General features: G+C 52.7%; 23 protein-coding genes. 19 read left to right on the top strand and 4 right to left on the bottom strand.

The genetic code is table 11. The features are described 5' to 3' along the window. Positions 1-98: 98 nt before the first annotated feature. From MKY59_RS20585 to MKY59_RS20570, 4 genes are all read left to right on the top strand, one after another. Positions 99-968, top strand: coding sequence for a hypothetical protein (locus tag MKY59_RS20585; RefSeq protein WP_339273493.1), 870 nt, complete (start codon positions 99-101; stop codon positions 966-968). 167 nt (positions 969-1,135) lie between these two features. Next, a complete protein-coding gene (locus MKY59_RS20580) occupies positions 1,136-2,251 on the top strand; it encodes an aminopeptidase (protein WP_236416471.1) in 1,116 nt (371 codons plus the stop codon). Between the two features lie 98 nt (positions 2,252-2,349). Continuing rightward, on the top strand, positions 2,350-2,595 hold the full coding sequence (locus MKY59_RS20575; protein WP_236416469.1) for an HPr family phosphocarrier protein: 246 nt from the start codon (positions 2,350-2,352) through the stop codon (positions 2,593-2,595). A 230-nt stretch (positions 2,596-2,825) separates the two neighbouring features. Further along, positions 2,826-3,119, top strand: a complete 294-nt coding sequence (locus MKY59_RS20570; RefSeq protein WP_236416467.1) for a YlaN family protein — start codon at positions 2,826-2,828, stop codon at positions 3,117-3,119. Positions 3,120-3,284: 165 nt separating this feature from the next. Here the strand turns inward: MKY59_RS20570 and cax are convergent, their stop codons facing one another. Further along, positions 3,285-4,355 carry a calcium/proton exchanger gene (cax, locus tag MKY59_RS20565; RefSeq protein ID WP_236416465.1) on the bottom strand — a complete coding sequence of 357 codons (1,071 nt, stop codon included), beginning with the start codon at positions 4,353-4,355 and terminating at the stop codon, positions 3,285-3,287. A 180-nt stretch (positions 4,356-4,535) separates the two neighbouring features. On the opposite strand from cax, the gene MKY59_RS20560 reads away from it, so the two are divergent. Next, a complete protein-coding gene (locus MKY59_RS20560; RefSeq protein ID WP_236416464.1) occupies positions 4,536-4,898 on the top strand; it encodes an Asp23/Gls24 family envelope stress response protein in 363 nt (120 codons plus the stop codon). Positions 4,899-4,974: 76 nt separating this feature from the next. Here the strand turns inward: MKY59_RS20560 and ftsW are convergent, their stop codons facing one another. After that, positions 4,975-6,270 carry a putative lipid II flippase FtsW gene (gene ftsW / locus MKY59_RS20555; RefSeq protein ID WP_236416461.1) on the bottom strand — a complete coding sequence of 432 codons (1,296 nt, stop codon included), beginning with the start codon at positions 6,268-6,270 and terminating at the stop codon, positions 4,975-4,977. Between the two features lie 14 nt (positions 6,271-6,284). Next, positions 6,285-6,632: a YugN family protein gene (locus tag MKY59_RS20550; protein WP_236416457.1), complete on the bottom strand. Its 348-nt coding sequence runs from the start codon at positions 6,630-6,632 to the stop codon at positions 6,285-6,287. A gap of 208 nt (positions 6,633-6,840) precedes the next feature. On the opposite strand from MKY59_RS20550, the gene MKY59_RS20545 reads away from it, so the two are divergent. The 8 genes from MKY59_RS20545 (at position 6,841) to MKY59_RS20510 (ending at position 15,355) form a co-directional block, all read left to right on the top strand. Continuing rightward, the gene (locus tag MKY59_RS20545; RefSeq protein WP_236416454.1) at positions 6,841-8,016 is read left to right on the top strand and encodes a M20 family metallopeptidase; all 1,176 of its coding nucleotides are present in this window, start codon (positions 6,841-6,843) and stop codon (positions 8,014-8,016) included. A gap of 129 nt (positions 8,017-8,145) precedes the next feature. Continuing rightward, positions 8,146-9,798, top strand: coding sequence for a DNA repair helicase XPB (locus MKY59_RS20540; RefSeq protein WP_339273490.1), 1,653 nt, complete (start codon positions 8,146-8,148; stop codon positions 9,796-9,798). Between the two features lie 55 nt (positions 9,799-9,853). After that, positions 9,854-11,722 (top strand): helicase-associated domain-containing protein, encoded by a 1,869-nt coding sequence (locus tag MKY59_RS20535; protein WP_339273489.1) that lies wholly within the window; start codon positions 9,854-9,856, stop codon positions 11,720-11,722. A 184-nt stretch (positions 11,723-11,906) separates the two neighbouring features. Next, positions 11,907-12,347 (top strand): YlbF family regulator, encoded by a 441-nt coding sequence (locus tag MKY59_RS20530; protein ID WP_236416445.1) that lies wholly within the window; start codon positions 11,907-11,909, stop codon positions 12,345-12,347. 92 nt (positions 12,348-12,439) lie between these two features. Then, positions 12,440-12,703, top strand: coding sequence for a YlbG family protein (locus tag MKY59_RS20525; RefSeq protein ID WP_236416733.1), 264 nt, complete (start codon positions 12,440-12,442; stop codon positions 12,701-12,703). A gap of 212 nt (positions 12,704-12,915) precedes the next feature. Next, on the top strand, positions 12,916-13,353 hold the full coding sequence (locus MKY59_RS20520) for a hypothetical protein (protein ID WP_236416443.1): 438 nt from the start codon (positions 12,916-12,918) through the stop codon (positions 13,351-13,353). Positions 13,354-13,492: 139 nt separating this feature from the next. Beyond that, positions 13,493-14,395, top strand: coding sequence for a selenium metabolism-associated LysR family transcriptional regulator (locus tag MKY59_RS20515; protein ID WP_236416440.1), 903 nt, complete (start codon positions 13,493-13,495; stop codon positions 14,393-14,395). Positions 14,396-14,479: 84 nt separating this feature from the next. Then, positions 14,480-15,355: a PHP domain-containing protein gene (locus tag MKY59_RS20510; RefSeq protein ID WP_236416437.1), complete on the top strand. Its 876-nt coding sequence runs from the start codon at positions 14,480-14,482 to the stop codon at positions 15,353-15,355. A 157-nt stretch (positions 15,356-15,512) separates the two neighbouring features. On the opposite strand, the gene MKY59_RS20505 is transcribed toward MKY59_RS20510, so the two are convergent. Beyond that, complete coding sequence (locus MKY59_RS20505; RefSeq protein WP_339273483.1) at positions 15,513-17,264, bottom strand: NFACT RNA binding domain-containing protein; 1,752 nt, start codon at positions 17,262-17,264, stop codon at positions 15,513-15,515. Positions 17,265-17,626: 362 nt separating this feature from the next. Between MKY59_RS20505 and MKY59_RS20500 the strand changes: the two genes are divergently transcribed. The 6 genes from MKY59_RS20500 (at position 17,627) to gmk (ending at position 25,479) form a co-directional block, all read left to right on the top strand. After that, positions 17,627-20,470, top strand: a complete 2,844-nt coding sequence (locus MKY59_RS20500) for a calcium-translocating P-type ATPase, SERCA-type (protein WP_339273481.1) — start codon at positions 17,627-17,629, stop codon at positions 20,468-20,470. 139 nt (positions 20,471-20,609) lie between these two features. Continuing rightward, complete coding sequence (gene dapF, locus MKY59_RS20495) at positions 20,610-21,443, top strand: diaminopimelate epimerase (protein ID WP_339273479.1); 834 nt, start codon at positions 20,610-20,612, stop codon at positions 21,441-21,443. 329 nt (positions 21,444-21,772) lie between these two features. Further along, positions 21,773-23,662, top strand: a complete 1,890-nt coding sequence (locus tag MKY59_RS20490; protein ID WP_236416429.1) for a bifunctional homocysteine S-methyltransferase/methylenetetrahydrofolate reductase — start codon at positions 21,773-21,775, stop codon at positions 23,660-23,662. Between the two features lie 19 nt (positions 23,663-23,681). After that, on the top strand, positions 23,682-24,581 hold the full coding sequence (locus MKY59_RS20485; protein WP_236416428.1) for a YicC/YloC family endoribonuclease: 900 nt from the start codon (positions 23,682-23,684) through the stop codon (positions 24,579-24,581). 51 nt (positions 24,582-24,632) lie between these two features. Next, entirely contained in the window at positions 24,633-24,893 is a 261-nt protein-coding gene (locus MKY59_RS20480) for a DUF370 domain-containing protein (protein WP_006209218.1), read from the top strand. Between the two features lie 13 nt (positions 24,894-24,906). After that, positions 24,907-25,479: a guanylate kinase gene (gmk, locus tag MKY59_RS20475; protein ID WP_236416427.1), complete on the top strand. Its 573-nt coding sequence runs from the start codon at positions 24,907-24,909 to the stop codon at positions 25,477-25,479. Positions 25,480-25,512 lie beyond the last annotated feature (33 nt).

The raw sequence follows: 25,512 nt of genomic DNA, 5'->3' as shown, positions 1-25,512 counted from the left end.
GATGGATGGGGGCATCCCTCTTACAATACTGACAAAGTATAAGGCGAATCCCACGGGGCAGGCTATGAAGAACGTTTGTCCGAAAGGTGGAATTCGAGATGTGGGTGTGGATAAGACGTCATATGCCGACTGCATTTTTGCTGATCGTCTTGGCGTTATGTATGGGTGGTTGCGGAATGTTCCAGAAGGAGCAAACTCCTGAGGAAGTATTTTCGCGTGCGGTTTCCGGCATTGCCGGAAAGGAAAGGTTGGTTTTCGAAGGAGAGGCCGGATTACGCAGGGAGAACAGCGCCCGGTTCGAGAATCAGTTCAAATTTGAAGGCAAGCTGGAAGACCATGATCGCCTGACGCTGCAGACGAGAGTGCCCGGAACGATTGCGGCTGCCGGTAAGGAATCCGGCATTGCGCCTCTGGATGGAAAGCCTCTCAATGGGAAGAAGGGAGGGTTTAGCGCTTCTTTTGCGCGAAAGGGTGGAAAATGGCAGGCATTATCCGCTGAGCATGAACCGCTGCGCGGATCTTTATCCCGTTTCAATCCGATTGCCCAATTGGAGAACATTGATCGCATGAACAAAACCATCCATTCGGAATATGGATCAGGCCGTCGCACGCGGATTTTGCGGATTGAACTGGCCCCGAAAGACGCGAAGGCCTGGGCCGTCGCCCAACTGAACGGCGAGATGGAAGCCATACGGGCGGAGTACCTGCATAAAGCGGCTGCAAGCGGGGGGAAGAATCGTCCAGCAATGGAGAAAGAATTGGACAAGGTTTGGAAACAAGGAGAGGACAGGTTGATGCAGATGATGCAAAACGCTGAGGTGCAGACCGTTTATCATCTTACCGTAGACCGGAGAAGCAGTTTGCCGCTGCGATTATCGTCCGAAAGCAAGGTAAGTCTTGAGGAAGACGGCGTCAAGAAAAGTCAGGAAGCGCTTGTGACGGACGTTAACTTCAAGTCCTATAACTAAGAAGCTGCAAGGAATTAGAGGTAATTTATTTCGTCGCAGTTCTGGGAGGCCGAAAACGGGAATTGAGCACTGCCTGCTGACGGGAACGCTGTAGCGTGCTACAATAGTTAACGTAATTTACCGTTGTTCAATTTAAAGAATGGCGGATGACAGGAGGATGTTACGACATGAAGGACCCAAGGATTCAGAAACTCGCAGCAAACCTCGTCGGCTACTCGGTAGACGTGCAGCCTGGGGAGAACGTGCTCGTTGAGATGATCGGAACGGAACGCGATTTGATGAACGCCATCATTGAAGAGGTAGGCAAAAAAGGCGGAAACGTCTTTGTGCAGTTGACCGATCGAACGGTGCAGCGCGCCATGCTCAAAAACGCCACCGAAGACATGATGAAAACATGGGCGGAAATCGACCTGAACCGGATGAAGCAGATGGATTGCTACATCGGCATTCGCGCCGGGGAAAACGTAAACGACCTGTCCGATGTGCCGGAAGACAAAATGAAGATGTACAATGCGCTGTATTCCCACCCGGTACATAGCGAACAACGCGTCAAACATACCAAATGGGTAGTGCTGCGTTATCCGAATGCAAGCATGGCTCAGCTTGCAAACACAAGCACGGAAGCCTTCGAAGATTTTTACTTCGACGTCTGCAATCTGGATTACGCCAAAATGGACAAAGCGCAAGATGCTCTCGCGGATCTCATGAACCGTACGGACAAAGTCCGCATTACCGGACCTGGCACGGACTTGAGCTTCTCCATCAAAAACATTGGCGCCGTGAAATGCTCCGGCCAAAAAAACATTCCGGATGGCGAGGTTTACAGCGCGCCTGTTCGCGATTCCGTCAACGGTACAATCAGCTACAATGCGGCCACGCTGTACAACGGCATTACGTTTGAAAACATCAAATTCACCTTCAAAGACGGGAAAATCGTTGAAGCGACGAGCAATGATACGAAACGTTTGAACGAAATCCTCGACTCCGACGAAGGCGCGCGCCACATCGGCGAGTTCGCGATCGGATTCAACCCATACATTCTGCATCCGATGAAGGACATCCTGTTCGACGAAAAAATTGCGGGCAGCCTGCACTTCACCCCAGGGCAAGCCTATGAGGAAACCGATAACGGCAACCGTTCGTCGATCCACTGGGATCTCGTATTGATCCAACGTCCGGATTACGGCGGTGGCGAAATTTATTTTGACGATGTATTGATTCGCAAAGACGGCATTTTCGTTGTCCCTGAGCTTGAATGCCTTAATCCAGATCAATTGAAGTAATCCTTGCCATTTTGCTGTTGCTAGGAAAGCGGATTCACGGTATCATGAAGGGGTAATTCATAGATGATACCATTTAGTGAAAAGACGGAGGGATTCCTATGTCGAGTAATAACGCTGCGGTAGTGGAAATTGCTCAAACAGCAGGCAAGTTTACATCTTCAATCGTATTGCATTCGGACAACAAGTATATCGACGTCAAAAGCATTCTGGGTTTGTTCACAACGTTGGTGAGCACGCACAGCTATGAGCTGCACGTTCATGGCCCGGATGAGGATGAAGCCAAAAAAGCGATGGCGGAAGTGTTTGCCAAGCACGGCCTCAATGTAACGATCGCGTCCGAGTAATGGTTCGGGAAGCATCTCTGCCTAACGTGGCGGAGGTGCTTCTTTGCGTTGTTCCCGAGACGTATTGATCTCTCCGATTTCCATAAATACGCCTATAGGGTATTATTTCATCGAACTGGACTCGGATTAGGTGGTTATTTTGGTCAAGTTCTTGTATTAGCTTCTGATTTCGTCTAATATTAGGGGTAGAACGTCTTTACGCGATTTTTGGGACATAGGGGGGGAAATGCATGACTTCATCTGATCTGCAGGAACAGCTGAATATGAAAGCGATCAGTCTTCTTCAAGAAGATGCAGATAAAATACAGAAGCTTATTGAAGTACAGATGGAGAATCTGGCTACCCGCTACTGCCCTCTCTACGAGGAAGTACTGGATACACAGATGTATGGGTTCTCCAAGGAAGTGGATTTTGCTGTTCGCGCAGGGCTTCTCCCGGAAAGTTCGGGTAAGCAGATGGTCAGTGCCCTTGAGCGGAATCTGGCTATTTTATATGAGGCTTTGAACAAGAAGAATGAGCAATAGCCTGCCTTCGCGCGGGTCCGAATAGAAGGCATGCAGCGGCTATGCATGCTTTTTTTGTGTGCGGATTCCGGGAGAATCGGCAGACCGCTGCCAAAGCAAAGAGGAGCTGTCTCATAGGTCAAAACAGAATGACCAGGGACAGCTCCTCTTTGTTGTGTTAATGGACTAGACAAGAAAGAACGATACACCGAGAATGGCATAGACAACCAGCAGCAGCAAGCCTTCGTACCAGTTGGTCGAGCCGTCCTGCGTGATGGATTTTGCGATAAATACGGACACCCCGATGGCGACCAACTCAATCGTTGTAAATACGATATCCATCGTGTCCCCGATAAAGTAGCTGACAAAGATAAGCACGGGTGCCACGAACAGGGCAATTTGCAGGCTGCTGCCCACCGCGATTTCCACGGCGGCGCCAATCTTGTTTTTCATGGCAAGCATGACGGCCGCGCTATGTTCGGCTGCATTGCCGATAATGGCCACAAGGAAGGCACCCACAAAGAGCTCGCTCAATCCGAATTGTTCCGTAAACACCTCAAGCGTGCCGACAAGCCATTCGCTGACAAAAGCAACCATGACGGTAGCGAGCACAAGGTACAGGATAGATCTGCTTTTGGACCATACCGGCGCATGTTCATGCGGCAGCTCCTCGTCTTCGTCTTCCGTCACATCGGCAAGATACGTTTTGTGCGTCACCATGGAGAACAAGAGCCAGGCAATGTAAGCCAGAATGAGCAAGCCTGCCACGACCAGGCTAAGTGTGTCGGTATCCTTTTGCGTAATGGAATGGGTGTTCAGAAAGACGGCGGGAATAAACAGCGCGATGATAGCCACAATCATCAGTGAACCGTTAAGGCCTGCCAGTGAAACGTTATAATTTTGGATTTTGAACTTGAGGCCGCCGGCAAAGATGCTTAATCCAAGCACGAGCAACAGGTTTCCGATGATGGAGCCTGTCAGGCTGGCCTTGACCATGTCGAACAATCCCTCTTTGACCAGAAATATGGCGATGATCAGCTCGGCCGCGTTGCCAAAGGTGGCATTCAAAAATCCGCCCAGCCGTTGTCCGGCATAATGTGCAACGGATTCGGTAGCCTTGCCCAGAAATCCGGCAACGAAAATGACCGAAAGGGCCGAGACTACAAATTGCAGGACCGGATTCCAGTTCGCATAATGTGCAATGGCGCTGAGTACGAAGGTTACGATCAGCAAGGTTGATGAAATCCGTTTTTTCACAAGCTAACACCTCGGCATTATGTATTTATTTCAATTTGAAATGGAAAAGCATATGAGAATATTTTTATAACTCAATATACCCAAATCATCCTGGATTGTAAACGCCGCAAATGACTTTCATTTGCTTTTTGGTATGGAAACCGGATAAAATACGAGTAACGAAGTGAAGGAGGATGTGGCATGGCAGAACAACTTCAACTGGATGGCGGAAATATCCGGATTGCGGATGACGTCGTGGCGAAAATTGCCGGAATGGCTGCGCTCGAGACGCCCGGAATTGCCGCAATGTCTGGAGGATTGTCGGAGGGCTGGGCCAAGCGCCTCAGCGGTAAAAACGTACAGAAAGGCGTGGGCGTTGAGGTCGGCCAGCTGGAAGCAGCCATTGATCTGCGCATCATCGTCCTGTACGAGACCCCGATTCATGAAGTATCCCGCATGCTTCAGCAAAACGTAAGGGAAGCGGTTGAAAGCATGACCGGATTGCGTGTTGTTGAAGTCAACGTCAAGGTCGAAGGCGTTTCTTTCAAAGGTGACGACGTATAATCATCCATATGCGGTAAGAAAAAAGACTTCACATCCCAAGGGATGTGAAGTCTTTTTTCGATTATCCATTCACCGATTAACGAACGCGACGAATGGCCTGGCGGGAACGTACCGCCGGAGAAGTGCGTGTTTGGGTTTGAATCGTGACGGACTTCGTTTTTTCTTCCTTGATGACATCCAGGTTGTTGGTGCGTGAAATACTCAGCAAAATGCCCATGGCCACCATCATAATGAAGAGGGAAGTACCACCATAACTGATAAACGGAAGGGTAACTCCCGTCACCGGAATCGTTTGAGTCACGCCACCGATATTAATGAAGGCCTGGATGGCGATCAATCCCATGATGCCGATGCCGACGAGCGTTCCGAACGGATCGGGGCAGCGTAGGGAGACGATGATGCCTCGCCATATGAAGTACAGATAGACGAGCAGGAAGAGCATGCTTCCCAAAAAACCGAGCTCTTCGCCAATGACCGAAAAAATAAAGTCATTGTATGCATTGGGCAAGTAATGCAATTTAATGGTGCCTTGCCCGATTCCGGACCCCGTAAAGCCGCCGTCCCCGATCGCGACTAACGAGCGATAGAGGTTATAGCTGCTTCCGTTCGGGTCAGACATCGGATCGAGGAAGGCTTGAAACCGTCCAACCTTGTAATTCGACTTTGACGCGTCTGCAGCGTCCGTGGTGGAGGCTGCGTTGTCCGAGGGGGATAAGGTTGAAAGGAGAGCGTTTCCTCCAAAAGCCAGTGCAGCCCCAAGCACCACCAGCAGAATGGATCCCATGATGTGTTTCATGTTGGCTCCCCCTGCATAAATGACCAATCCGCAAGTGGCGACCAAAATAAAAGTCGTACCGAAGTCAGGCTGAAGCATAATCAACCCGGCTACGAATCCCACAATAATCAGGACGGGAAGATACCCTGTCTTCAAATCCCTGAACCGCTCGCCTTTTTTGGTAATTAGCGCGGACAGGTACAGAATAATGGCAATCTTCGCGAACTCGGCAGGCTGCACGCTGAATCCGAAAATGTGGATCCAGCTTCTCGCCCCGTTAAGCACCTTGCCCATAATCAGGACCAGCAGGAGCATAACCGTTGTAAACAGGAAAAAGGGTGCATACAGCTTCTTATACTTGTTGAAACGAATGTTCATGGCAAAGAACATGCCAAACAGGCCGATAACCGCCCACATCAGTTGTTTTTTCGTGAAGTAAAGGGCATCATTGTGATAATCCGCGTTAGCAATTGCAATGCTGGAACTGGAGCTGAATACCATCACCAGTCCAAAGCCCACCAACAATAGAGTGAGGATCAGCAGTTGAAAATCCGGCGTGCCTCTCTTCGTTCTCTTCTGGGCCGTTTGTTGTTTCATCGTATGGCCCCAGCCTATGCCTGAAGCAGTTCTAACAGCTGCTGCAGTTTTTGGTTCGCCAGCTTCACGACTGGCTGCGGAACGGAAGAGTCATAGTCCAGGCCGTGCGGGAACGTTGCTTTTCCAAGATACACGGCTTCTACCGCCAGAATGCTGTCCGGTTTTTCCAATTTGCCGTCAACAACGCGGGTGTTGATTCGTACGAAATATTCCGATTTGGTGGATTCGTCTTCAATTTTGTAGTCATATGTAGCCCGGTAATATTCCCATTGCCATCGAATAAATCCGACTTTCTCGGCGCTTTCATCCAGGTATGCCAAGTCGCTTTTCAAGCCATCTAAGCCTGTATTTTTAAAAATCATAAGCGTCTGCTCCTCCTCACAAGCTTCCGAGTGTATTTTCTCGTGCATTCTCTCATTCATGATAGTATGTTTCCCCTTCCCGTGCAAGCTTTCGAACACCGTTTCGTATCGGATTTCTTCCAATTCTGCTACAATATACAGCAATAGGTTTGCCAAGGTTGTTGCGGGCCTGATAGAAGCTCTGCTCAAGAAAGAAAGGATGGGAGAAATGACAAACAAAATATGGTGGGAGGATCTGCAGATCCATATGGTGGAATGGCGCCGTCACCTTCACCGTAATCCTGAGGTTTCCTTTCATGAGGAGAAAACGTCGACCTTCATCGCGGACATGCTGGAAAGCTTCGGCATTGAAGTGCAGCGCCATGTGGGGGGACATGGCGTCATCGGCATTCTGCGCGGGGAACAGCCCGGGCCGGTCGTCATGCTTCGTGCCGACATGGACGCGCTCCCGATTCAGGATGAAAAAGACGTGGAATACGCTTCGCAATCGGCGGGGGCCATGCATGCCTGCGGTCATGACGGCCATGTCTCGATCCTGCTGGGAACGGCACTGTATTTCAGTCGCCATCGGTCCGACATTCGGGGCGAAATCCGTTTTTTGTTTCAGCCTGCGGAGGAGCTTCTTCCCGGCGGAGCAGTCAAAGTCATCGCCGACGGTGCGCTTGAAGGTGTGGACGTCATCTATGGCATTCATCTCTGGACACCGCTTCCGGTGGGCGTGGCAGCCAGCAAGGAAGGACCGATGATGGCTGCGGCGGACGATTTCTACGTCACGCTTACAGGTAAAGGCGGGCATGGAGGCATGCCGCAATCGACGGTGGACAGCGTGGTCGCCGGTTCGGCGCTGGTCATGCAGCTGCAAACGGTAGTCAGCCGGTCCGTGGACCCGCTCTGTCCGGCTGTGCTGACCATTGGCACGATGCAAGCCGGTTCGGCTCAAAATGTCATTGCCGAATCCTGCAAACTAAGCGGGACGATCCGGACGTTTGACGAGGCGACCCGGGCATCGATGAAGGAGAGGGTACATACGGTCGTTGCCCAGACAGGCGCGGCTTATGGCGCGCAAACCGATGTGAATTACATCATGGGTTATCCGCCCGTGGTGAACGACAAAACGGAATCGGAGCGTTTTTTCCGTGAAGCCGTTCAGGTATTCGGTGAAAGCAACGTCCAGACAACGCCGATGCTGATGCCTGCGGAGGATTTTGCGTATTATTTGCAGCAGGTTCCCGGCTGTTTCATGTTTGTGGGTGCAGGCAATCCGGAGAAAGGGGCCGTGTATCCCCATCATCATCCGAAGTTTGACTTCGATGAAGACGCGATGCAGCTTGGCGTTCAGTTGTTCATTGCGATGGCCAAGGGGTATGCTTCGTCTTTCGAATGATTTTTCCAGTATTGGGCACTCTATTCCTAAGGAATAGGGTGTTTTTTTTATTTGTAGCGTCGACCGGAATTTCTTCGACGTGTTGAAAAGGATGAATTCGGGTCAATGTGATATTCATAGGAGGAAAGCATGGAAACGACAGGGGCTTGCATCGTGCAGCGGGACTTTACGATTTTGCTGGAAACGGATCATCCTGGCAGCGAGCAGGCGAGGTCGCAGCTGACGGCTTACGCAGAGTTGATCAAGACGCCGTCTGCATGGCATACGTATCGGATCACGTCTTTATCGCTATGGAACGCTGCGGCCATGGGATGGAATGCAGATGGAATCATGGCAAGCCTGAACCAGCATTCGCGCTGGGACATGCCCGCATCCTTGGCGGAGTTTATTCGCAGAACGATGAACCAATATGGCAGGCTGCAGTTGCACGCAAGCGAGGAATCGCAGCAGTTGCGGCTGGTCGGTGATGAAGAACTGCTCGACGAGTTGGCCGAAGCTCGTTCCTTATCCGCTTTTGGCCTGAAGCGCTCAAGCCGTGCGGAATTCGTGCTGGGCGGCGAGCATCGGGGCCTGCTGAAGCAGGAGCTGACACGACTTGGATATCCCGTGCTGGATTACGCCGGATATCGGGAGGGAACGCCGTTGTCCATTGGATGGCGTGCTGGTGCATTTTCGTTGCGTCCCTATCAAAAGGAAGCGGTCGAAGCTTTTGGCGGAAGCGACGCCATGAACGGAAGCGGACTGCTGGTGCTGCCCTGCGGGGCAGGCAAAACCGTCATTGGCATGGCTGTATTGCAGCGGCTGCAATGCGAATGCCTCATTTTGACGTCCAACACGACGTCGGTTCGTCAGTGGATTGCTGAATGGTTGGATAAAACGGAGCTTGCTCCCGAACAGATCGGGGAGTATTCCGGTCAGAAAAAGCAGATAAGACCGGTTACGGTTGCGACGTACCAAATTTTGACCCACCGCAAATCGAAACAAGCGGAATTTTCCCATATCCGATTGCTCAGCGAACGGAAATGGGGGCTGATCATTTATGATGAAGTACATCTGCTGCCTGCCCCTGTATTCAGGGCCACTGCCGATATCCAGACCACGCGGAGGCTCGGGCTGACGGCTACGCTGGTTCGCGAGGACGGCCGTGAGCAGGATGTATTTTCATTGATCGGTCCCAAACTGTACGATATGCCTTGGAAGAAGCTGGAGCATCAAGGTTGGATTGCTAACGTGCAGTGTCAGGAAATCCGCGTCCCATTATCCCCTCAATGGAGATCGAAATACGATCGGGCAGGCAGCAAACACCAGTTCCGCATCGCTGCCGAAAATCCGGCCAAGGCCAAGGTCGTTCGCAGGCTGCTCGATACTCACGCAGAGCTTCCGGCGCTAGTGATTGGTCAGTATTTGGATCAGCTGGAGGGGATTGCCCGGGAAATTAACGCCCCCCTGATTTCGGGTCAAATGTCGCAACCGGAGAGAAACAAGTGGTTTTCGGCTTTTCGGCGCGGTGAAATAAAAACGATTGTCGTTTCGAAGGTCGCCAACTTTGCCGTGGATCTTCCCGATGCGGCTGTTGCCCTTGAAATATCGGGAAGCTTTGGATCAAGGCAGGAAGAAGCGCAGCGTCTCGGCCGTATTTTGCGACCAAAATCGGGCGAGAACAAAGCTTTCTTTTATACGCTTGTATCCGAGAACAGCAGGGAACAAGAATTTGCGATAAACAGACAACTGTTTCTGATTGAGCAAGGTTATGAATACACGATTAGACATGAGGATATATAGCGTTGTGAGTTCCCTGTTTTCTGAATGTTTCTGAAAAGGAGGGCGTGGTGGTTCGATGCATTTCGAAGATACATGCGGGGCGAACATGGTTTCAGCATTGCCGGCAATGGAGCAGACGGTATTGGGAGCCTTTTTTTGCAAGCATGCAGGCCAACCCTTTGCGTCGGTAATGGCTGCGGCCGATTGGGCCGAAGAAGGACTTAGCCGGGCGGAGGCGAAAGCGGCGTTTGCCTCATTATGGGAGAAGGGATGGATACAGGCCGTCCGCAAAGCTTGGGGCGAATGTTTGTACTACATCCCGGCTGCCCACCTCCCTATACTCGCAGCAGCCTTTGAACGGAGAATCGGCCGCGCTTTGGAAGGTGTCCCGCCTTTCTCCTCCAGCTCCGTTTCGCCGCTTCAGGGCGGGGGGTTAAGCCCTTCGCCCCATCGCGTGGGCATGGCCGTATGGCGGGAAGGGAAAACCAACATAGCCCTCGATCTGCTGCACGTGCTTGCCTGGTTCGGAAGCAAAGGTCTGCCATTGACCCGAAAGGGCACACTGCACAAAAAAGCAATAAACCAGCTTGACCGTATGACCAGCATGCGGCCGGAAGATGTGAATGGCCTGGTTTTTCAGTATAAGCATCAAGAGGTTTATCCGCGCCACGTTGCGATCATGCTGGACTTGCTGCTTTCATTGGGGCTTATTCAAAAGAACGAGGACGTGTACGCCATATCTCAAGATCGGCTGAGTTCATGGCTGGATTTGCCCTGGAGCGCGATGCACAGGAAGATCTATGGGCTGTGCGCGGACAGGTATGCTGCAACGAACCCCGTCATGCAGCACGTGCAGTATCGCCTGCTGTTGCTCGCGCCGGGCAAAGACCAATGGTTTGGTTTGCGGCAGGTACTGCCGTTCATCCGTGAATGGCGCGATGCTGCTGCTCCCCATGAACATGAACATGCCAAAACCGTTTCGATTTCGGTTGATCCGGGGTGGAAACCCGAATGGGACCATGTATTCCCCCGAATTCTGGGGTGGTTGGAGGCATTGGCGGGTTGGGGTTTTGGCGAAATCGGCCAAGACGCTGCGGAAGGGATCGTGTTTCGCTGGCTTGTTGATCCTCATTCGCTGTTGTATGGAACGGAGAGGGAGGATGGGACGCAGGATGCGCGGTTGCCTCGTATCATCATTCAACCTGATTTCGAACTGCTCGTTCCTAGCGAGGCAGCCCCTTCCGTGCATTGGGTGGCAGAGTGCTGCGCCGAATTGGTTCATCGCGATCGCCTTAGCGTATATCGTTTAAGCCGAGAGAGCTTTGCCAAAGCTGCGCACTTCGGAACATCGGCGGAAGAGGTCATCCGCTGCCTCGCGCTAAATGCGATGGAGGAGCTTCATCCCCACATCCAACTTGCTCTTGAAGAATGGGGAGGGGGCCATCCGTCGGAAAGGCGAGGCGGCGCGCTGCTCATGAAGCATGAGGTGCCAAAGGCGGATATGGGCGCTGTTTACGGCGAGGATCCGGTCGAAGGCGGCCTCGAGAAGGAAAAGCCCGACCGGATTGCGTTTCGCGACCACCTTGGTGATGGGCTTGTCGAGTCCAGCCGCGGATGGCTTCGTCTTGAATCCGTCCCCTTCCGGAATCAAAAGGAGGATATACTGCCGGATTTGGACCGGGTGCCGGACGTGTGGCACAACGACTGGAGGCGGTATCATCTATCCACGGCGCGCCAAATCGCGGCCCAAGCCATTGAGTGGCAGACAAAACTGGTCATGAAGATGAAGGATGAGCTAGTTTTCGTGATTCCCGAAAAGATCCATGGCCATGAATCATGGACGTTGACCGGATGGAACGTATCTGCGCCTGACGGCAAAGCCATACGCGAAAACTTCTCGCCCTGCGATTGGGAAGAAATGCGCATCCTCGTACCTGAGATGTAATTCCCCGCATCGAATGGTGAAAATGAGCTGCGTCCATGCTTCCCATGCGGTGTTTTCGATTTGGGCGTCGTTGTTGCGCCCTGTTTTCTAAATGCAGGAAAAACTCTTCTTAACCCATCAGGGATATGCTATGATAAAGTAGTCTACGTTACGTAGAACTTTATATATAGATAGGGATGATTTCATGAGCGTAGCGGAAATAAACACGGTCGATATGGCCCAAGTGTTGACGGGCGCATATGAATTGGCCGACATGATCAATCAATCTGCCGAAGTATCGGATTATTTATATTGGAAGCAGCAAGTTGATACGAATCCCGACATCCAGGCGGGGATCCGCAAACTGGAAAGCAAAAAGCAGCTTTTCGAGGAAACGCAGCGTTTTGGGCATTTTCATCCGGATTACCATGCGGCCAAAGATCAGGTTCGCGACGTGGAGATGGAATTGGAGCAGTTCGAAGCAGTGGTTCGTTTCAAACAAGCGGAGAGCCGGCTTGATGACATGCTGCACCAAATGTCGGAGACGATTGCTTTTGCGGTATCCTCCAGCATCAAGGTTCCAAGCAATGATCCGAACCCCAAAGGCGGCTGCGGCAGCGGGGGTAAATGCGGCTGTGGCGGCTGAGCCGGCGCTGGCACGGAGAAGGGAACGATAATATCAGACAGGCCGGACCCGATGCAGCGTCCGGCCTCCATTTTAGAAAGGCGGGAAAGATGATGTTTGCCGAAAGAACAGGATTCATTATTTGGGTCAGCGATTTAAAAGCTGCCCGCAATCTCGATAAATATGGCACCGTTCACTACATATCCCGCCGCATGCATTATGTGGTCATGTACGTGAATGCCGATCGGGCCGACGATACGATGAAAAACGTGAAGCGCCTTTCCTATGTGCGCAAAATCGAGCGTTCCTACCGGAACGAAATCAAGACGGAGTATGCAAGCAAAACGGCAGATAAAACGAGTTATTACGGATTGTGACCTGCGCTGTCGCGCCTGAGCGTCGAAGCCCATGGCCGATGCAGGAAAACGTCTTTATGGAGGGGCCTTTCGGGGCCGCTCTTTTGTTCCATTATGCAGCAAGCTTGTTTTGTGAAAAAAATGAAACATATGCCTTGAGGTTGCGGGACTTATGTTGTAATATATTGGTTAACAAATAGATAGAAAGTCCTATCTGGTGGAGAGTGATTCCCATGCGTGATAAGGTGATGCAACGTTGGAGCACGTACGAGCCCTTCTTTGTGGCTCTTGGAGACAAAAAAGTGGCCGACATCGTTATTACCCACCATGCCAAGATTCGGTACACGGACCGGATCGAGCCGAAACATAATGACGATGACCATATTGCGACATGGTTATGGGAGTGCCTGAAGCAAGACCGTATTACGCCATATTACCGCAATGAGCAGGATGTATACCTGATTGATGACGATTTGGTAGTGGTTGCTGAATTTTCCGAGCTTGAAGGGGAATACGATATTGCCGGCAATCCGCTGCACAAAATGATCATCGTAACGTTTCTCGGACGGATGTCGGAGACGATCGAGCTTCGCGATTTGAAATCGTATTATTCCTGGCTGAGACATTCCAGAAGGATGACGCTGGTGAAAAACAGCCGCAAGCACAAGTAACGATTAGGAGTAACCTTATCCCGAACGTATACCATCATAGCATTAGGCTACATCGCATGCAGACAAGCTGCATGCTTTTTTTGTTGGAATCGAAGAAATGGGCTACAATGGAGAGAGTGTAAAGAAGAGGGGCGAAGCCATGAATTTTCATCAATTACATATCTTTTATACGGTGGCAGAGAGGGGTAGCTTTTCGGCTGCAGCCCAAGCGCTTCATATGACCCAGCCTGCGGTAACGATGCAGATCCAGTCGCTGGAGGACTATTTCGGTATCAAGCTGCTGCATCGTTCCACCAAAAAATTGGAGCTGTCCGAAGCGGGGCTGACTTTACTGCCCTATGCGAAACGAAGCGTTGAGCTGGTGCGGCAGACGGACGAAGCGATGTCCGCCTTTACCGAGAAACTTCAAGGCAGGCTGCAGCTGGGAGCAAGCCTCACCATCGGCGAATACGTATTGCCCCGGATGTTAGGACCCTTTGCCAAAAAATATCCCGATACTTCGATCGTGATGAAGGTCATGAATACTGCACAAATTATGGAGGATATCCTGAAACATCAACTTGATCTGGGGCTGATCGAGGCACCCGTACAGCACCCTGACATGGTCGTGGAGACGGTTATGCAGGATGAACTGAAGCTGGTAGTCCCGGCAGGACACGCCCTTGATCGTGGAGAAGTCGAGCTTGAGGAAGTGTTGACTTATCCGTTTGTTCTTCGTGAGAAAGGGTCGGGAACCCGCCAAGTCATGGAGGATGAGCTGCTAAAACGAGATATTGATGCCCGGCATATTCATGTTGTGATGGAGCTTGGCAGCACGGGAGCCGTAAAATCCGCAGTCGAGGCGGGCGTGGGCATCACGATGCTGTCCCCCTCATCGGTGCAGCATGAACTCGCTCTGGGGCTGGTGCGGATCGTGGATATTCGCGGACTGGAGTTCAAGCGCCAGTTCTACGCCATTCATTTGAAGTCATCACTCCCGCCGCTGCCGGCAATAGCTTTCCTCAATTATCTTCGCCACCAGGAGCAGGGGACGGATAAATAAGCGATCGGAAGATGGTACTGCACTCGCAGTGCCTTGTGTGATTGTTTAGTGCGGTTTATATAGATGATAAAGGAGATGTTAAGGATGAAACCACTGAATGGACAATGCGACCTGCATACCCATACGCAAGCCTCGGACGGCATGCAGCCGCCTGCGGAGAACGTGAAGTTGGCCAAGCGGAAGGGACTCGCTGCGGTAGCGATTACGGATCATGATACGGTAGCGGGCATTGCCGAAGCGGTTCAAGCAGGATTGGAAGAAGGGATCGACGTCGTGCCTGGGGTGGAAATCAGTACCCGTGCCGGCGGCAAGGACATTCACGTACTCGGTTATTACATGGACCCGAACGATGTTCGGTTTTTGGAGAGACTTCGCGGCCTGCGGGAGGCAAGAGACCAGCGCAACCATAAAATCATCGCGAAATTACGGGAACTGGGGCTGGATATCACATGGCAAGAAGTCATCGATGCACTTGGACGGCCGCTTCAGCCCGACGAAAGCATCGGCAGACCGCACATGGCTGACGTGTTGGTACGCAAAGGATACGCTGCCAACATGAAAGACGCGTTCGATCAATATTTGGCTGAAGGCAAGCCGGGCTTCGTATCGGTACCCCGGGTAACGCCGCAAGATGCATGCCAGTGGATTAGGGAAGCGGGCGGTGCGGCGGTGATCGCACATCCGGGCCTGTACGGCGATGATGATCTGGTTAGGGATATATTGCACCAGGCCAAGCCTGATGGCATCGAGGTCTTTCATTCCGACCATGGGCCAGAGGAAGAACGCAGGTACGCGCAGTTCGCCGGCGAGTTTGACCTGATCGAGACGGGAGGGTCGGATTATCATGGTGAGCGGCAAGGGGTTGTTTTTCATGGCGATTTGGGAAGCCGGACGGTCTCTGCCGATGTGCTCGCCAAGCTGAAGGCTGCAGCAGAGCGAAATGAAACAGGCGTTAGCTAGGCGCCAATGTATGTCTCCACAGTTAACCATGACACATAAGCAGAGCCTTGTTTTGGCATGAAACGACATAAAAATCCCGCGAGCAGTCAAACAAGGCTGCTTGCGGGATTTTTTAATGCGTATGCATCATCGGTACATAAATGGGGGAGCAACACCTTTAACCGTTCTTGACGGTAGAAGGCAGGCTTTTAATCAACTCTTCGTTCGGTGTAACAAACAGCGTTTTCTGATTATCGTAAATGACGAAACCCGGTTTAGCCCCGTTCGGCTTGCGAACATGGCGGATGTATGTGTAGTCGACGGGCACGCTGCTGGATTCCTTGGCTTGACTGAAATATGCGGCCAGCTGGGCCGCCTCTTCCAGCGTGGCATCGCCGAATTCCTGGCTGCGAATGACGACGTGAGAGCCGGGAATGTCCTTGGTATGCAGCCACGTGTCGTTGGCGGAAGCCAAGCGGTTCGTCACGTATTCGTTCTGCAGATTGTTTTTGCCGACCAGAATGTCGATGCCTTCCGAGGAAGTAAACTGATGCACGGTAGGGCGATCGTTCTTCTTTTTCTTTTTGCCTTTTTTGGCCCGGTCGCGCAGGTAACCCTGCTGTACCAGCTCGTCGCGAATTTCCTCGATATCGCTCATGGATGCGCTGGAAAGCTGCTGCAGCAGGTTGTCCATATAGACGATTTCTTCCTTCGTCTTGCCGAGTTGTTCATGAATGACCGCCAGGCTGTTTTTGTATTTGTTGTAACGCTTGAAGTAACGCTGGGCATTGTCCGACGGCGTCAGCAGCGGGTCCAGCGGAATGGTGACGGTCGCCTGGTCCTCGTCATAGAAGTTCACGAGCTCGGCCTGGGTGTCGCCTTTGTTGATCTGGTGCAAGGAGGCAAACAGCAGCTCGCCCCATATCCTGTATTTGTCCGCGTCGTCGGCTTCAAGCAAATCCTTGTGCAGGTTGTCGAGTTTTTTGACGTTTTTGCTCCGCTCGTTCTGAATAAAACGCAACAGGTCGCTGACCTTTTGCTTGACGCTGTCCCGTTCGGCTTTGTCGCCGTAAAAATCTTCCATGCATTGGCTGATGGTGTCATAGGTTTTGACGGAATCTTGAATCCCATGCAGCGAGATGGCGGAGAAGACAAATTTTCCTTTGGCATTGGCCCCCGTCATCGGCGTGTATCGGTTTTCCTGCACATCGTCCATGACGGAACGAAATGCATTCCATAATTGCTCCGTATCTTTCGTTCCATTCGACGTCTCCCCGTCTGTCCCGAACGCGCGATATGTGATTTCTCCGGCGACGAGGGGACTAAGCCCACTGAACGAACCGACGAACCAGCGGGCGGCTTCCTCTTCGGAAGACTGCAAGCTGAACGCAAATTGTTCCCGTGTGGCTTCAAGCGGGTTCAGTTTGTGCTGCTCCGGCGGCGCAGTGTAGGAAAATCCGGGCATGATGACCCGGTAGCTGCTGATGGAAGGGGTAACATGATGAATGCCGTCCAGAATCGTTCCGGTAGCCGGATCGAGCAGCACAATATTGCTGTGGCGTCCCATCAGTTCGATGACGATGCGTTTGCTCGAGACATCTCCGAGTTCGTCGCGCTGACGCACGTCGATGTGAATGATGCGTTCCATGCCGACTTGACGAATGTCCTCGATAATGCCGCCTTCGCAATGTTTCCGCAGCAACATGCAGAACATCGGTGCTTCGGCGGGGTTGATAAACGTTTTTTCGGTAAAATGCACGCGCGGGTAGGTCGGGCTTGCCGAGACAAGCAGCCTGCTGTTTCCTCGCTGCGCCCGTAAGGTCAGGACCACGTCATGATCGTTCGGCTGATGGATTTTGCTGATGCGGCCGCCTTTGCAGCCCTGGAGTTCATGTACGATGGCGCGTGTAACGATGCCGTCCAATGCCATGTTTTTCAACTTCCTCTCTATGCAAGCATTTCGTGAAATGCTCTGTCGGTAATCTGTGGATCGTTCCTTGAACACGTTAGCATTTGCGGATATGTAAAAAAGTGTTCAATCTGCTTTGCCCGGGCGGCCTGGTGGCGAAACGGAATCACGGCAACCGTCACGGGTTTTCCTCAGACTTTTATTTTAGCTTATTCCGGGCATCAGGGAAAGGATTCGCCTTCCGGGTGATAATTGGGGTCCTGTCCGAATAGATATAGAGCAGGCAGTTTGTCCGGCAGGGCGTACAACCTGTACGCCATGTGTCGGCGCAGCATGACCGAACGTCTCGCACGGGAAAACAGATTGGGAGGGAATCTGGAAGCATGGAACAGACCAATTGGCATCAACTGAGGGTTGAGGAGCTCCAGCAAATGCTTGGCGTCAGTCCGGAGGTTGGTTTAACGGATGAAGCTGCGGCGGAGAAAAGGAAAACAGCAGGTTCTAACGAGCTGAGCGAAGGAAAACGCATATCCCCGATCACGCTGCTGCTGAACCAGTTCAAGGATTTCATGGTACTGGTGCTGATGGGGGCAACGCTGGTATCCGGGTTGCTGGGAGAGTATTTGGATGCGATCACGATCGTGGCCATCATTGTGCTTAACGCCATTCTGGGCTTCGTGCAGGAATTTCGGGCCGAACGTTCGCTGCGGGCCTTGAAACAGCTGTCCGCTCCTGCGGCCAAGGTATGGCGATCGGGAAAAGAGGTTCATCTGGCAGCCAAGCTGTTGGTGCCGGGCGATATCGTGTTTGTGGAAAGCGGGGACCGCGTCCCGGCCGACGTGCGTTGGTTCGAAACGAACAGCCTGGACGTCGAGGAATCCGCCCTTACGGGTGAATCGGTGCCGGTCAGCAAACACTGCAACCCGATCCCGGATGCGGCAGTGCCGCTCGGGGACCAGAAAAACATCGGCTTTATGGGTACCATGGTAACCCGGGGTACGGGAAAAGGGATTGTCATTCGTACCGGCATGGATACCGAAATGGGCAAAATTGCCGACCTGATCCAAAATACCGAAGAACAGGAAACGCCGCTGCAGCACCGTCTGGAGCAATTGGGCAAAATTTTGATCATGGTTGCCCTGGCGTTAACCGTGATGGTTGTCGTAGCAGGCATCCTGCATGGACAGCCTGCGGTGGGCATGTTCCTGGCCGGGGTCAGCCTCGCCGTGGCCGCAATTCCCGAAGGGCTGCCAGCCATCGTCACAATTGCCCTTGCGCTCGGCGTACAGCGCATGATCAAACGGAAAGCGATCGTCCGCAAGCTGCCTTCCGTTGAAACGCTGGGCTGTGCTTCGGTCATTTGCTCGGACAAGACCGGCACGCTGACCCAGAACAAAATGACGGTAACGGACGTGTGGGTGGAAGGCCGCAGCATCAAGGTAACCGGGGACGGATACGCTCCAGAGGGGCAGATGCTGGAGAATGGACGGACGTTGGAATTGAAGAGCGATCAGACGCTGCGCCGATTGCTGCAAATCAGCGCGCTGTGCAACAATGCCAGCATTTCACCGGTCAGCGATGCAGATCAGCGAAACAAAAAGAAAGGCAAAGACGCCAAGAAGGATGCCAAAAAGGGAAGCAGCGACGTCGAGCACGGCGAGAATAACATCATTTGGGAATTGAAAGGTGATCCAACCGAGGGCGCGCTAGTGACGCTGGCCACGAAAATGGGACTTTCTCCCGCCAGCCTGAAAGATCTGTACGCTCGTCAAGTGGAATTCCCGTTCGATTCCGAGCGAAAACGCATGTCCGTTCTCGTTCATCATCAGGGCGGCCGGATGGTATATACCAAAGGAGCCCCCGATTTGCTCATTGGACAGTGCAACTACATTTTATGGGAAGGTCAAGTGGTGCCTTTCACGGGCACATTGCGCCAAAAGGTAATGGCAGCCAACGAAAATATGGCCGCTTCCGCCTTGCGCGTACTGGGCATGGCCTTCAGGGAGGTCCGACCTGACGAGAGAGTCGAAGATGAGCAAGCCGCCGAGAACCAGCTTGTCTTCGTTGGCCTGGCAGGCATGATCGACCCTCCGCGCCGGGAAGTGCGGGATGCGATCGCCACGTGCCGCCGTGCCGGCATCCGTACCGTCATGATTACAGGGGATCATGGCACGACAGCCGAGGCGATTGCACATCAGCTCGGCATCCTCCCGCGCGGAGGCAGTTCCTTGAGCGGGCAGCAGCTGGACGGCATGACGGACGAACAGCTGGATAAACAAGTGGAGAACGCTTATGTCTTCTCGCGGGTATCCCCGGAACATAAGCTGCGCATCGTCAAGGCGTTCCAACGCAAGGGACACGTCGTTGCTATGACGGGGGACGGAGTCAACGATGCTCCGGCCATCAAAGCGGCGGATATCGGCATTTCGATGGGCATCACGGGTACCGACGTTACCAAAGAAGCCTCCGCGCTGATTTTGAGCGATGACAATTTCTCGACGATCGTCGCTGCCATCGAAGAAGGACGCAATATTTACGAGAACATTCGCAAGTTCATCCGATATTTACTCGCTTCAAACGTGGGAGAAATCCTGACGATGTTCTTCGCCATGATGATGGGATTGCCGCTGCCGCTCGTGCCTATTCAAATTTTGTGGGTGAATCTGGTTACGGACGGATTGCCGGCAATGGCGCTTGGAGTCGACCAACCGGAAAAGGATTTGATGGAACACAAGCCGCGCGGGGCCAAAGAAAATATTTTTGCCCGCAGGCTCGGGTGGAAAATCATCAGCCGAGGGGTATTGATCGGCATATGTACGTTGGGCGCGTTCTGGCTGACGCTGAAGGCAGCGCCGAATGATCCCGGCCAGCTGATCAAAGCCCAATCCGTGGCGTTTGCCACATTGGTTCTGGCTCAGCTCATTCACGTATTCGATTGCCGCAGCTCCCGTTCTATTTTCCACCGGAACCCGCTGCAGAACAAATACCTCGTGCTGGCGGTTATTTCATCGGTCGTTCTGATGCTGGTCGTCATGTACGCTCCACCATTGCAGCCGATCTTCAAGACGGTTCCGCTCGGCCTGCGCGAATGGGCGATCTCGATCGTAGCCGCAGGGATCCCCACGTTTGTCATGGGTGCGGGAAGCGTATGGGGCGGTCGCCGCAACCGCCGCCGTATGGGCCCTCCGGGCCGCATCGTACCGAAAAGTACAAAAATTTCGGCATAAAATCAATACCGTATAAAGCCCGTTTTCGGGTATGCTATCCTCAAAATGATGCGGGGCGAGAGCTTCGGCATTTTGGCGGATAGCTTTTTTTACGCCGATAAACGCTTTGGCAGCAGATGCCAAAAGGAGTGTACAGCCAATGGAATTTACGAAAATGCACGGGCTTGGCAACGATTTTATCGTGATTTATGGAGAACAGCAGCTTCCCGCCGATGCGCCTGAACGGGCTATTCAATGGTGCAACCGGTTTTTCGGCATCGGTGCGGACGGGCTCGTCTATATATTGCCTTCCGAAAAGGCGGACTTTCAGATGCGGATCATCAATTCGGACGGCTCGGAAGCGGAGCAGTGCGGAAATGCCATCCGCTGCGTAGCCAAATACGTATACGACCACGGCCATATGAGCAAGGAGCAGATCACGATCGAAACGATTGGCGCCGGCGTGCAGCCGGTCTCCCTCAACGTTAACGACGGGGAAGTCGCATCCGTGCGCGTCGACATGGGCGAGCCGATTTTGGACGGGCTTCAGGTGCCGACGACGGTGGATGCCAATCCGGTACTGGATCACTCGATTGAAGCGAATGGACGCGAGTTCAAATTTACCGCCGTTTCCATGGGCAACCCTCATGCGGTTATTTATGTGGACGACGCGGTCCATTTCGATCTGGCGACATGGGGCCCGCTGCTTGAGGTTCACCCGATGTTTCCGAAAAAGATCAACGTTGAATTCGCGACCGTGCGCGACCGCGGACATGTGGATATGAGAGTATGGGAGCGGGGAGCCGGCCCAACGCTGGCTTGCGGAACAGGCGCATGTGCAACGCTCGTGTCCTCTGTGCTGAACGGGCACACGGATCGCACTGCGGTCATCAGCCTCAAAGGCGGCGATTTGCATATCGAATGGAACGAGTCGGACAACCATGTATACATGACAGGTCCGGCGGAAGTTGTTTTCAAAGGAGTCATCGCATAAGCGATGCGCTATTCAAGCAAGAGAGGCCTGCGGGCCTCTTTTTTCGGTTGCAATCCTGCATTTCTGCTCTTGGTCATGGCGAGACAAACGATGGTTGGTCCCGGTCCGCTCCTTGGGAGTTGCGCCGTCCATTTGTTTATATCGAACAAGATGATGCGTGGATTTTGCAGCCTATTCAGCCATTCGCGCTCATGCGGGAAGTACACATTAAAACGCAAATAGATGAAGTGACGGGTTTAATCCCGAAAATTCTTTGTTTTTCTTCGTTTTTGGGCTTTTTTTGTGTTACATTAGTATGAAAATGATTGCAGTTAGGCGGGAGGAAGAGGATGAAGGCGGATTTGCGCAGCGCATTGCAGGAACGGGTTCTCATTGGGGATGGGGCGATGGGGACGTTTCTGTACCAGATGGGGTTTCCTGTGGGGATATCTTATGAGGAATTGAATTTGATTTCACCCGAGGTGGTGGCGGAAGTGCATCGCCGTTATCGCGACGCGGGGACTGAAATTTTCGAGACGAACACCTACTCGGCCAACTATGACAAACTGTCCAAGTTCGGGCTTGAATCGAAGGTGGGGGAAGTCAACCGAGAGGGAGTGCGGATTGCAAAGGAGGTAGCCGGGGCCAACGGTTACGTACTTGGCGCGGTCGGCTCCATCCGCGGAGGCAAGCGGACCAACGTGTCCACGAGCGAACTGAAGCGATTCTATGAACAACAGATTTTCGCCTTGCTTGACGAAGGCGTTGACGGCATTTTGCTTGAAACGTTCTATGACATCGAGGAGATGGATATCGCATTGCGGCAAGCGCGGAAGCTGAGCGATCTGCCGGTCATCGGACAGTTTGCCGTTGAAAACATCGGACACACGCTTGACGGTTACACCATGCCTGAAGCGTTTCGAATCATGCGCGAACAGGGAGCCGACGTGATCGGTTTTAATTGCCGCACGGGTCCGAACGGAATCATGCGTGCCATGGAAACCGTGTCCGGCAAAATCGGACTGCCGATGTCGGTTTACCCGAACGCGGGTGCCGCGGATTACGTGGACGGTCAGTTCCGCTACGGCGCGTCTCCGGAATACTTTGGCCAGACCGCGCTTCAATTCGCCGAACTGGGCGCGCGCATTATCGGCGGCTGCTGCGGCACGACGCCGGACCACATTTCGGCCATGGCCCGCGCATTGGCCGAGTATACGCCGCTGCCGATTGCCGAGCCGGATCCGGCCGAGCCGAAACCGCGCATTGTATTGCACGAACATCTCGATGAGCGTTCCGGCCGAGGCGGACAGCCGACCATCGTTGACCTGGTCAAACAGCGCCATACGATCATTGTGGAACTTGATCCACCGCGCGACCTCGATATCGCAAAATTCATGAAAGGCGCGGAAGAACTCAAGGCGGCGGGTGCCGACGCGCTGACGCTTGCCGACAATTCCCTTGCGGTGACCCGTATGAGCAATATGGCCCTCGGCCACCTCGTTCAGGATCGGACAGGTTTGCGGCCGCTCGTGCATATCGCCTGCCGCGACCGAAACCTGATCGGAACGCAGTCGCATATGATGGGCTTCGACGCGCTCGGCATCAACCATGTGCTTGCCGTTACGGGTGACCCGGCCCGCTTTGGTGACCTTCCGGGCTCCAGCTCCGTATACGACTTGACTTCGTTCGAAATCATTCGCATGATCAAGCAGCTGAACGACGGCATCGCTTTCTCGGGGAAACCGCTCAAACAAAAAGCGGGCTTCGTGATCGGGGCCGCCTTCAACCCGAACGTCAAGCATTTGGATAAAGCCGTGCAGCGGCTGGAGAAAAAAATCGCTTCGGGAGCGGACTATATCATGACCCAGCCGGTGTATGATCCTGAATTGATCGTAAGGATGCGCGAAGCGACGAAACATCTGGAAGTGCCTATTTTTGTCGGGATCATGCCGCTCGCAAGCGGACGAAACGCGGAGTATCTTCATAATGAAGTGCCGGGCATCCAGCTGTCGGACGAAGTTCGTTCCCGCATGGCGGGCCTTGAGGGCGAACAAGGCCGAGCCATGGGCGTGACGATTGCCAAAGAGCTGCTCGACGTGGCAACCGAGCAATTTAACGGAATCTATTTGATGACACCTTTCATGTTCTATGGCATGACGGCGGAATTGACGAGATATGTGTGGGAGAAATCCGCCCACCAATGTCCTACTTGTTTCAACCCAAATAATCAATTACAATAGTGTAACGGATGTGATGCCGATGTCATTCAGTATGACCGGATACGGTCAATCCGCCTTTCATTTCGGCGGCTACAAGGTACAGCTCGAGATCAAGTCTGTCAATCATCGCTACTGCGAGGTTATGATGCGCCTGCCGAAGGAGTGGACGTATTATGAGGACGGCTTGAGGAAGAAAGTGCAGAGCCGTTTGAAGCGCGGGCGGATTGATGTTTATGTAATGAAGGAAAAGGATGAGGACGAGGCTCTGCCTGCCGTGCTGAATGAGCAGGCGGTCAGGGCCTATCTACAGGCCGCGGAGCAACTGGAATCACGCTTCGGAATGCAGGGCAAACCCACCATCAAGGACATGCTTGCGTTGCCTGACGTCATGGTTCATTCGGACGGAGTGGGCCTGCTTACGGAAGAAGAAAAGCAGGAGTGGGAGCGCGTACTGCATGCCGGATTGGAAGAAGCGCTGACCGGGCTTGAACAGATGCGTGCCCGAGAGGGTCTTCATCTGGCCAGTGATCTGGATCGGCGAATCGCCCATCTCGAATCGCTGCATACCGAGATGCTTGCTCTTGCGCCCACTGTCGTCAGTGACTACCGCAACAAGCTTAGACAAAGGCTAACGGAAATGCAGGAAGAAGGCTCTTTCCCTTTTGATGAGCATAAATTGGGTATGGAAATTGCTGTATTTGCCGATCGTTCCAACATTGAGGAGGAGCTTACGCGTCTGCTGAGCCACTTTGGACAATGCAGGGAACTGCTGAGAAGTGATGAACCGGTAGGCCGGAAGCTGGACTTTCTTATTCAGGAGATGAATCGGGAGGTCAATACGATTGGCTCAAAAGCCAACCATTTGGCTCTGGTGAACCGTGTTGTCGAAATGAAGGCGGAACTGGAGAAGATTCGCGAGCAGGCGGCGAATATCGAATGAACGGCCATATTTCGGCATAAGAGTCGCAAGTATAGGGGGAAGAACCTGATTATGGCAATCAAACTCATTAACATTGGATTCGGTAACATCGTGTCGGCGAACCGGATTATTTCTATCGTAAGCCCGGAATCCGCGCCGATCAAGAGAATTATACAAGAGGCCAGAGACCGCCATATGCTGATTGATGCTACGTACGGAAGACGCACGCGTGCCGTGATCATTACGGATAGCGACCACGTCATTCTGTCTGCTGTTCAGCCGGAGACGGTTGCCCATCGTCTTTCCTCGAAAGACGATGATAACGACGAATAAAATGGAGTGTAATATGTCTAAGGGATTACTGATTGTGTTGTCCGGACCATCTGGGGTCGGGAAGGGTACTGTATGCAGCGCTTTGCGCAAACGGGTGCCGGAACTGATTTATTCGGTATCGGCGACGACCCGTCAGCCGCGTCTTGGCGAAGAGCATGGCGTGAACTATTTTTTTAGAACCCGTGAAGAATTTATGGCCATGATCGAACAGGATCAATTGTTGGAGCATGCCGAGTATGTCGGGAATTATTACGGCACGCCTCGTGATTTCGTGGAAAATACGATCAATGAAGGCCGCGACATCATTCTGGAGATTGAGGTCCAGGGCGCGCTGAAGGTGAAGGAGAAGTTCCCGGAAGGGATCTTTGTCTTTTTGCTTCCTCCTTCGTTGGACGAGCTTAAAGATCGGATTCAGGGGCGCGGTACGGAGAGTCAGGCGACGATTGATCACCGGATGTCCGTAGCGGTCGACGAAATTAATTTGTTGGAGCAGTACGATTATGCGGTTGTCAATGATGAGATCGATCTGGCGTGCAAACGAATAGAAAGCATCATTATCGCCGAACATTGTAAGATCAGGAAATAATCTAGGCGCTGCCGCATGCATATATTCTGGAAA

It is taken from the genome of Paenibacillus sp. FSL W8-0426 (assembly GCF_037969725.1).
In the GTDB taxonomy this organism is placed as follows: Bacteria; Bacillota; Bacilli; order Paenibacillales; family Paenibacillaceae; genus Paenibacillus; species Paenibacillus hubeiensis.
Note: the sequence above shows the minus strand (reverse complement) of the source record. Positions and strands in the feature narration are given on the sequence as shown.

Excerpts from the sequence above, each read along its gene's own strand:
- MKY59_RS20585 (WP_339273493.1), top strand. The coding sequence starts at position 99 with ATGTGGGTGTGGATAAGACGTCATATGCCGACTGCATTTTTGCTGATC.
- MKY59_RS20580 (WP_236416471.1), top strand. The coding sequence starts at position 1,136 with ATGAAGGACCCAAGGATTCAGAAACTCGCAGCAAACCTCGTCGGCTAC.
- MKY59_RS20575 (WP_236416469.1), top strand. The coding sequence starts at position 2,350 with ATGTCGAGTAATAACGCTGCGGTAGTGGAAATTGCTCAAACAGCAGGC.
- MKY59_RS20570 (WP_236416467.1), top strand. The coding sequence starts at position 2,826 with ATGACTTCATCTGATCTGCAGGAACAGCTGAATATGAAAGCGATCAGT.
- MKY59_RS20560 (WP_236416464.1), top strand. The coding sequence starts at position 4,536 with ATGGCAGAACAACTTCAACTGGATGGCGGAAATATCCGGATTGCGGAT.
- ftsW (WP_236416461.1), bottom strand. The coding sequence starts at position 6,270 with ATGAAACAACAAACGGCCCAGAAGAGAACGAAGAGAGGCACGCCGGAT.
- MKY59_RS20550 (WP_236416457.1), bottom strand. The coding sequence starts at position 6,632 with ATGATTTTTAAAAATACAGGCTTAGATGGCTTGAAAAGCGACTTGGCA.
- MKY59_RS20545 (WP_236416454.1), top strand. The coding sequence starts at position 6,841 with ATGACAAACAAAATATGGTGGGAGGATCTGCAGATCCATATGGTGGAA.
- MKY59_RS20540 (WP_339273490.1), top strand. The coding sequence starts at position 8,146 with ATGGAAACGACAGGGGCTTGCATCGTGCAGCGGGACTTTACGATTTTG.
- MKY59_RS20535 (WP_339273489.1), top strand. The coding sequence starts at position 9,854 with ATGCATTTCGAAGATACATGCGGGGCGAACATGGTTTCAGCATTGCCG.
- MKY59_RS20530 (WP_236416445.1), top strand. The coding sequence starts at position 11,907 with ATGAGCGTAGCGGAAATAAACACGGTCGATATGGCCCAAGTGTTGACG.
- MKY59_RS20525 (WP_236416733.1), top strand. The coding sequence starts at position 12,440 with ATGTTTGCCGAAAGAACAGGATTCATTATTTGGGTCAGCGATTTAAAA.
- MKY59_RS20520 (WP_236416443.1), top strand. The coding sequence starts at position 12,916 with ATGCGTGATAAGGTGATGCAACGTTGGAGCACGTACGAGCCCTTCTTT.
- MKY59_RS20515 (WP_236416440.1), top strand. The coding sequence starts at position 13,493 with ATGAATTTTCATCAATTACATATCTTTTATACGGTGGCAGAGAGGGGT.
- MKY59_RS20510 (WP_236416437.1), top strand. The coding sequence starts at position 14,480 with ATGAAACCACTGAATGGACAATGCGACCTGCATACCCATACGCAAGCC.
- MKY59_RS20505 (WP_339273483.1), bottom strand. The coding sequence starts at position 17,264 with ATGGCATTGGACGGCATCGTTACACGCGCCATCGTACATGAACTCCAG.
- MKY59_RS20500 (WP_339273481.1), top strand. The coding sequence starts at position 17,627 with ATGGAACAGACCAATTGGCATCAACTGAGGGTTGAGGAGCTCCAGCAA.
- dapF (WP_339273479.1), top strand. The coding sequence starts at position 20,610 with ATGGAATTTACGAAAATGCACGGGCTTGGCAACGATTTTATCGTGATT.
- MKY59_RS20490 (WP_236416429.1), top strand. The coding sequence starts at position 21,773 with ATGAAGGCGGATTTGCGCAGCGCATTGCAGGAACGGGTTCTCATTGGG.
- MKY59_RS20485 (WP_236416428.1), top strand. The coding sequence starts at position 23,682 with ATGTCATTCAGTATGACCGGATACGGTCAATCCGCCTTTCATTTCGGC.
- MKY59_RS20480 (WP_006209218.1), top strand. The coding sequence starts at position 24,633 with ATGGCAATCAAACTCATTAACATTGGATTCGGTAACATCGTGTCGGCG.
- gmk (WP_236416427.1), top strand. The coding sequence starts at position 24,907 with ATGTCTAAGGGATTACTGATTGTGTTGTCCGGACCATCTGGGGTCGGG.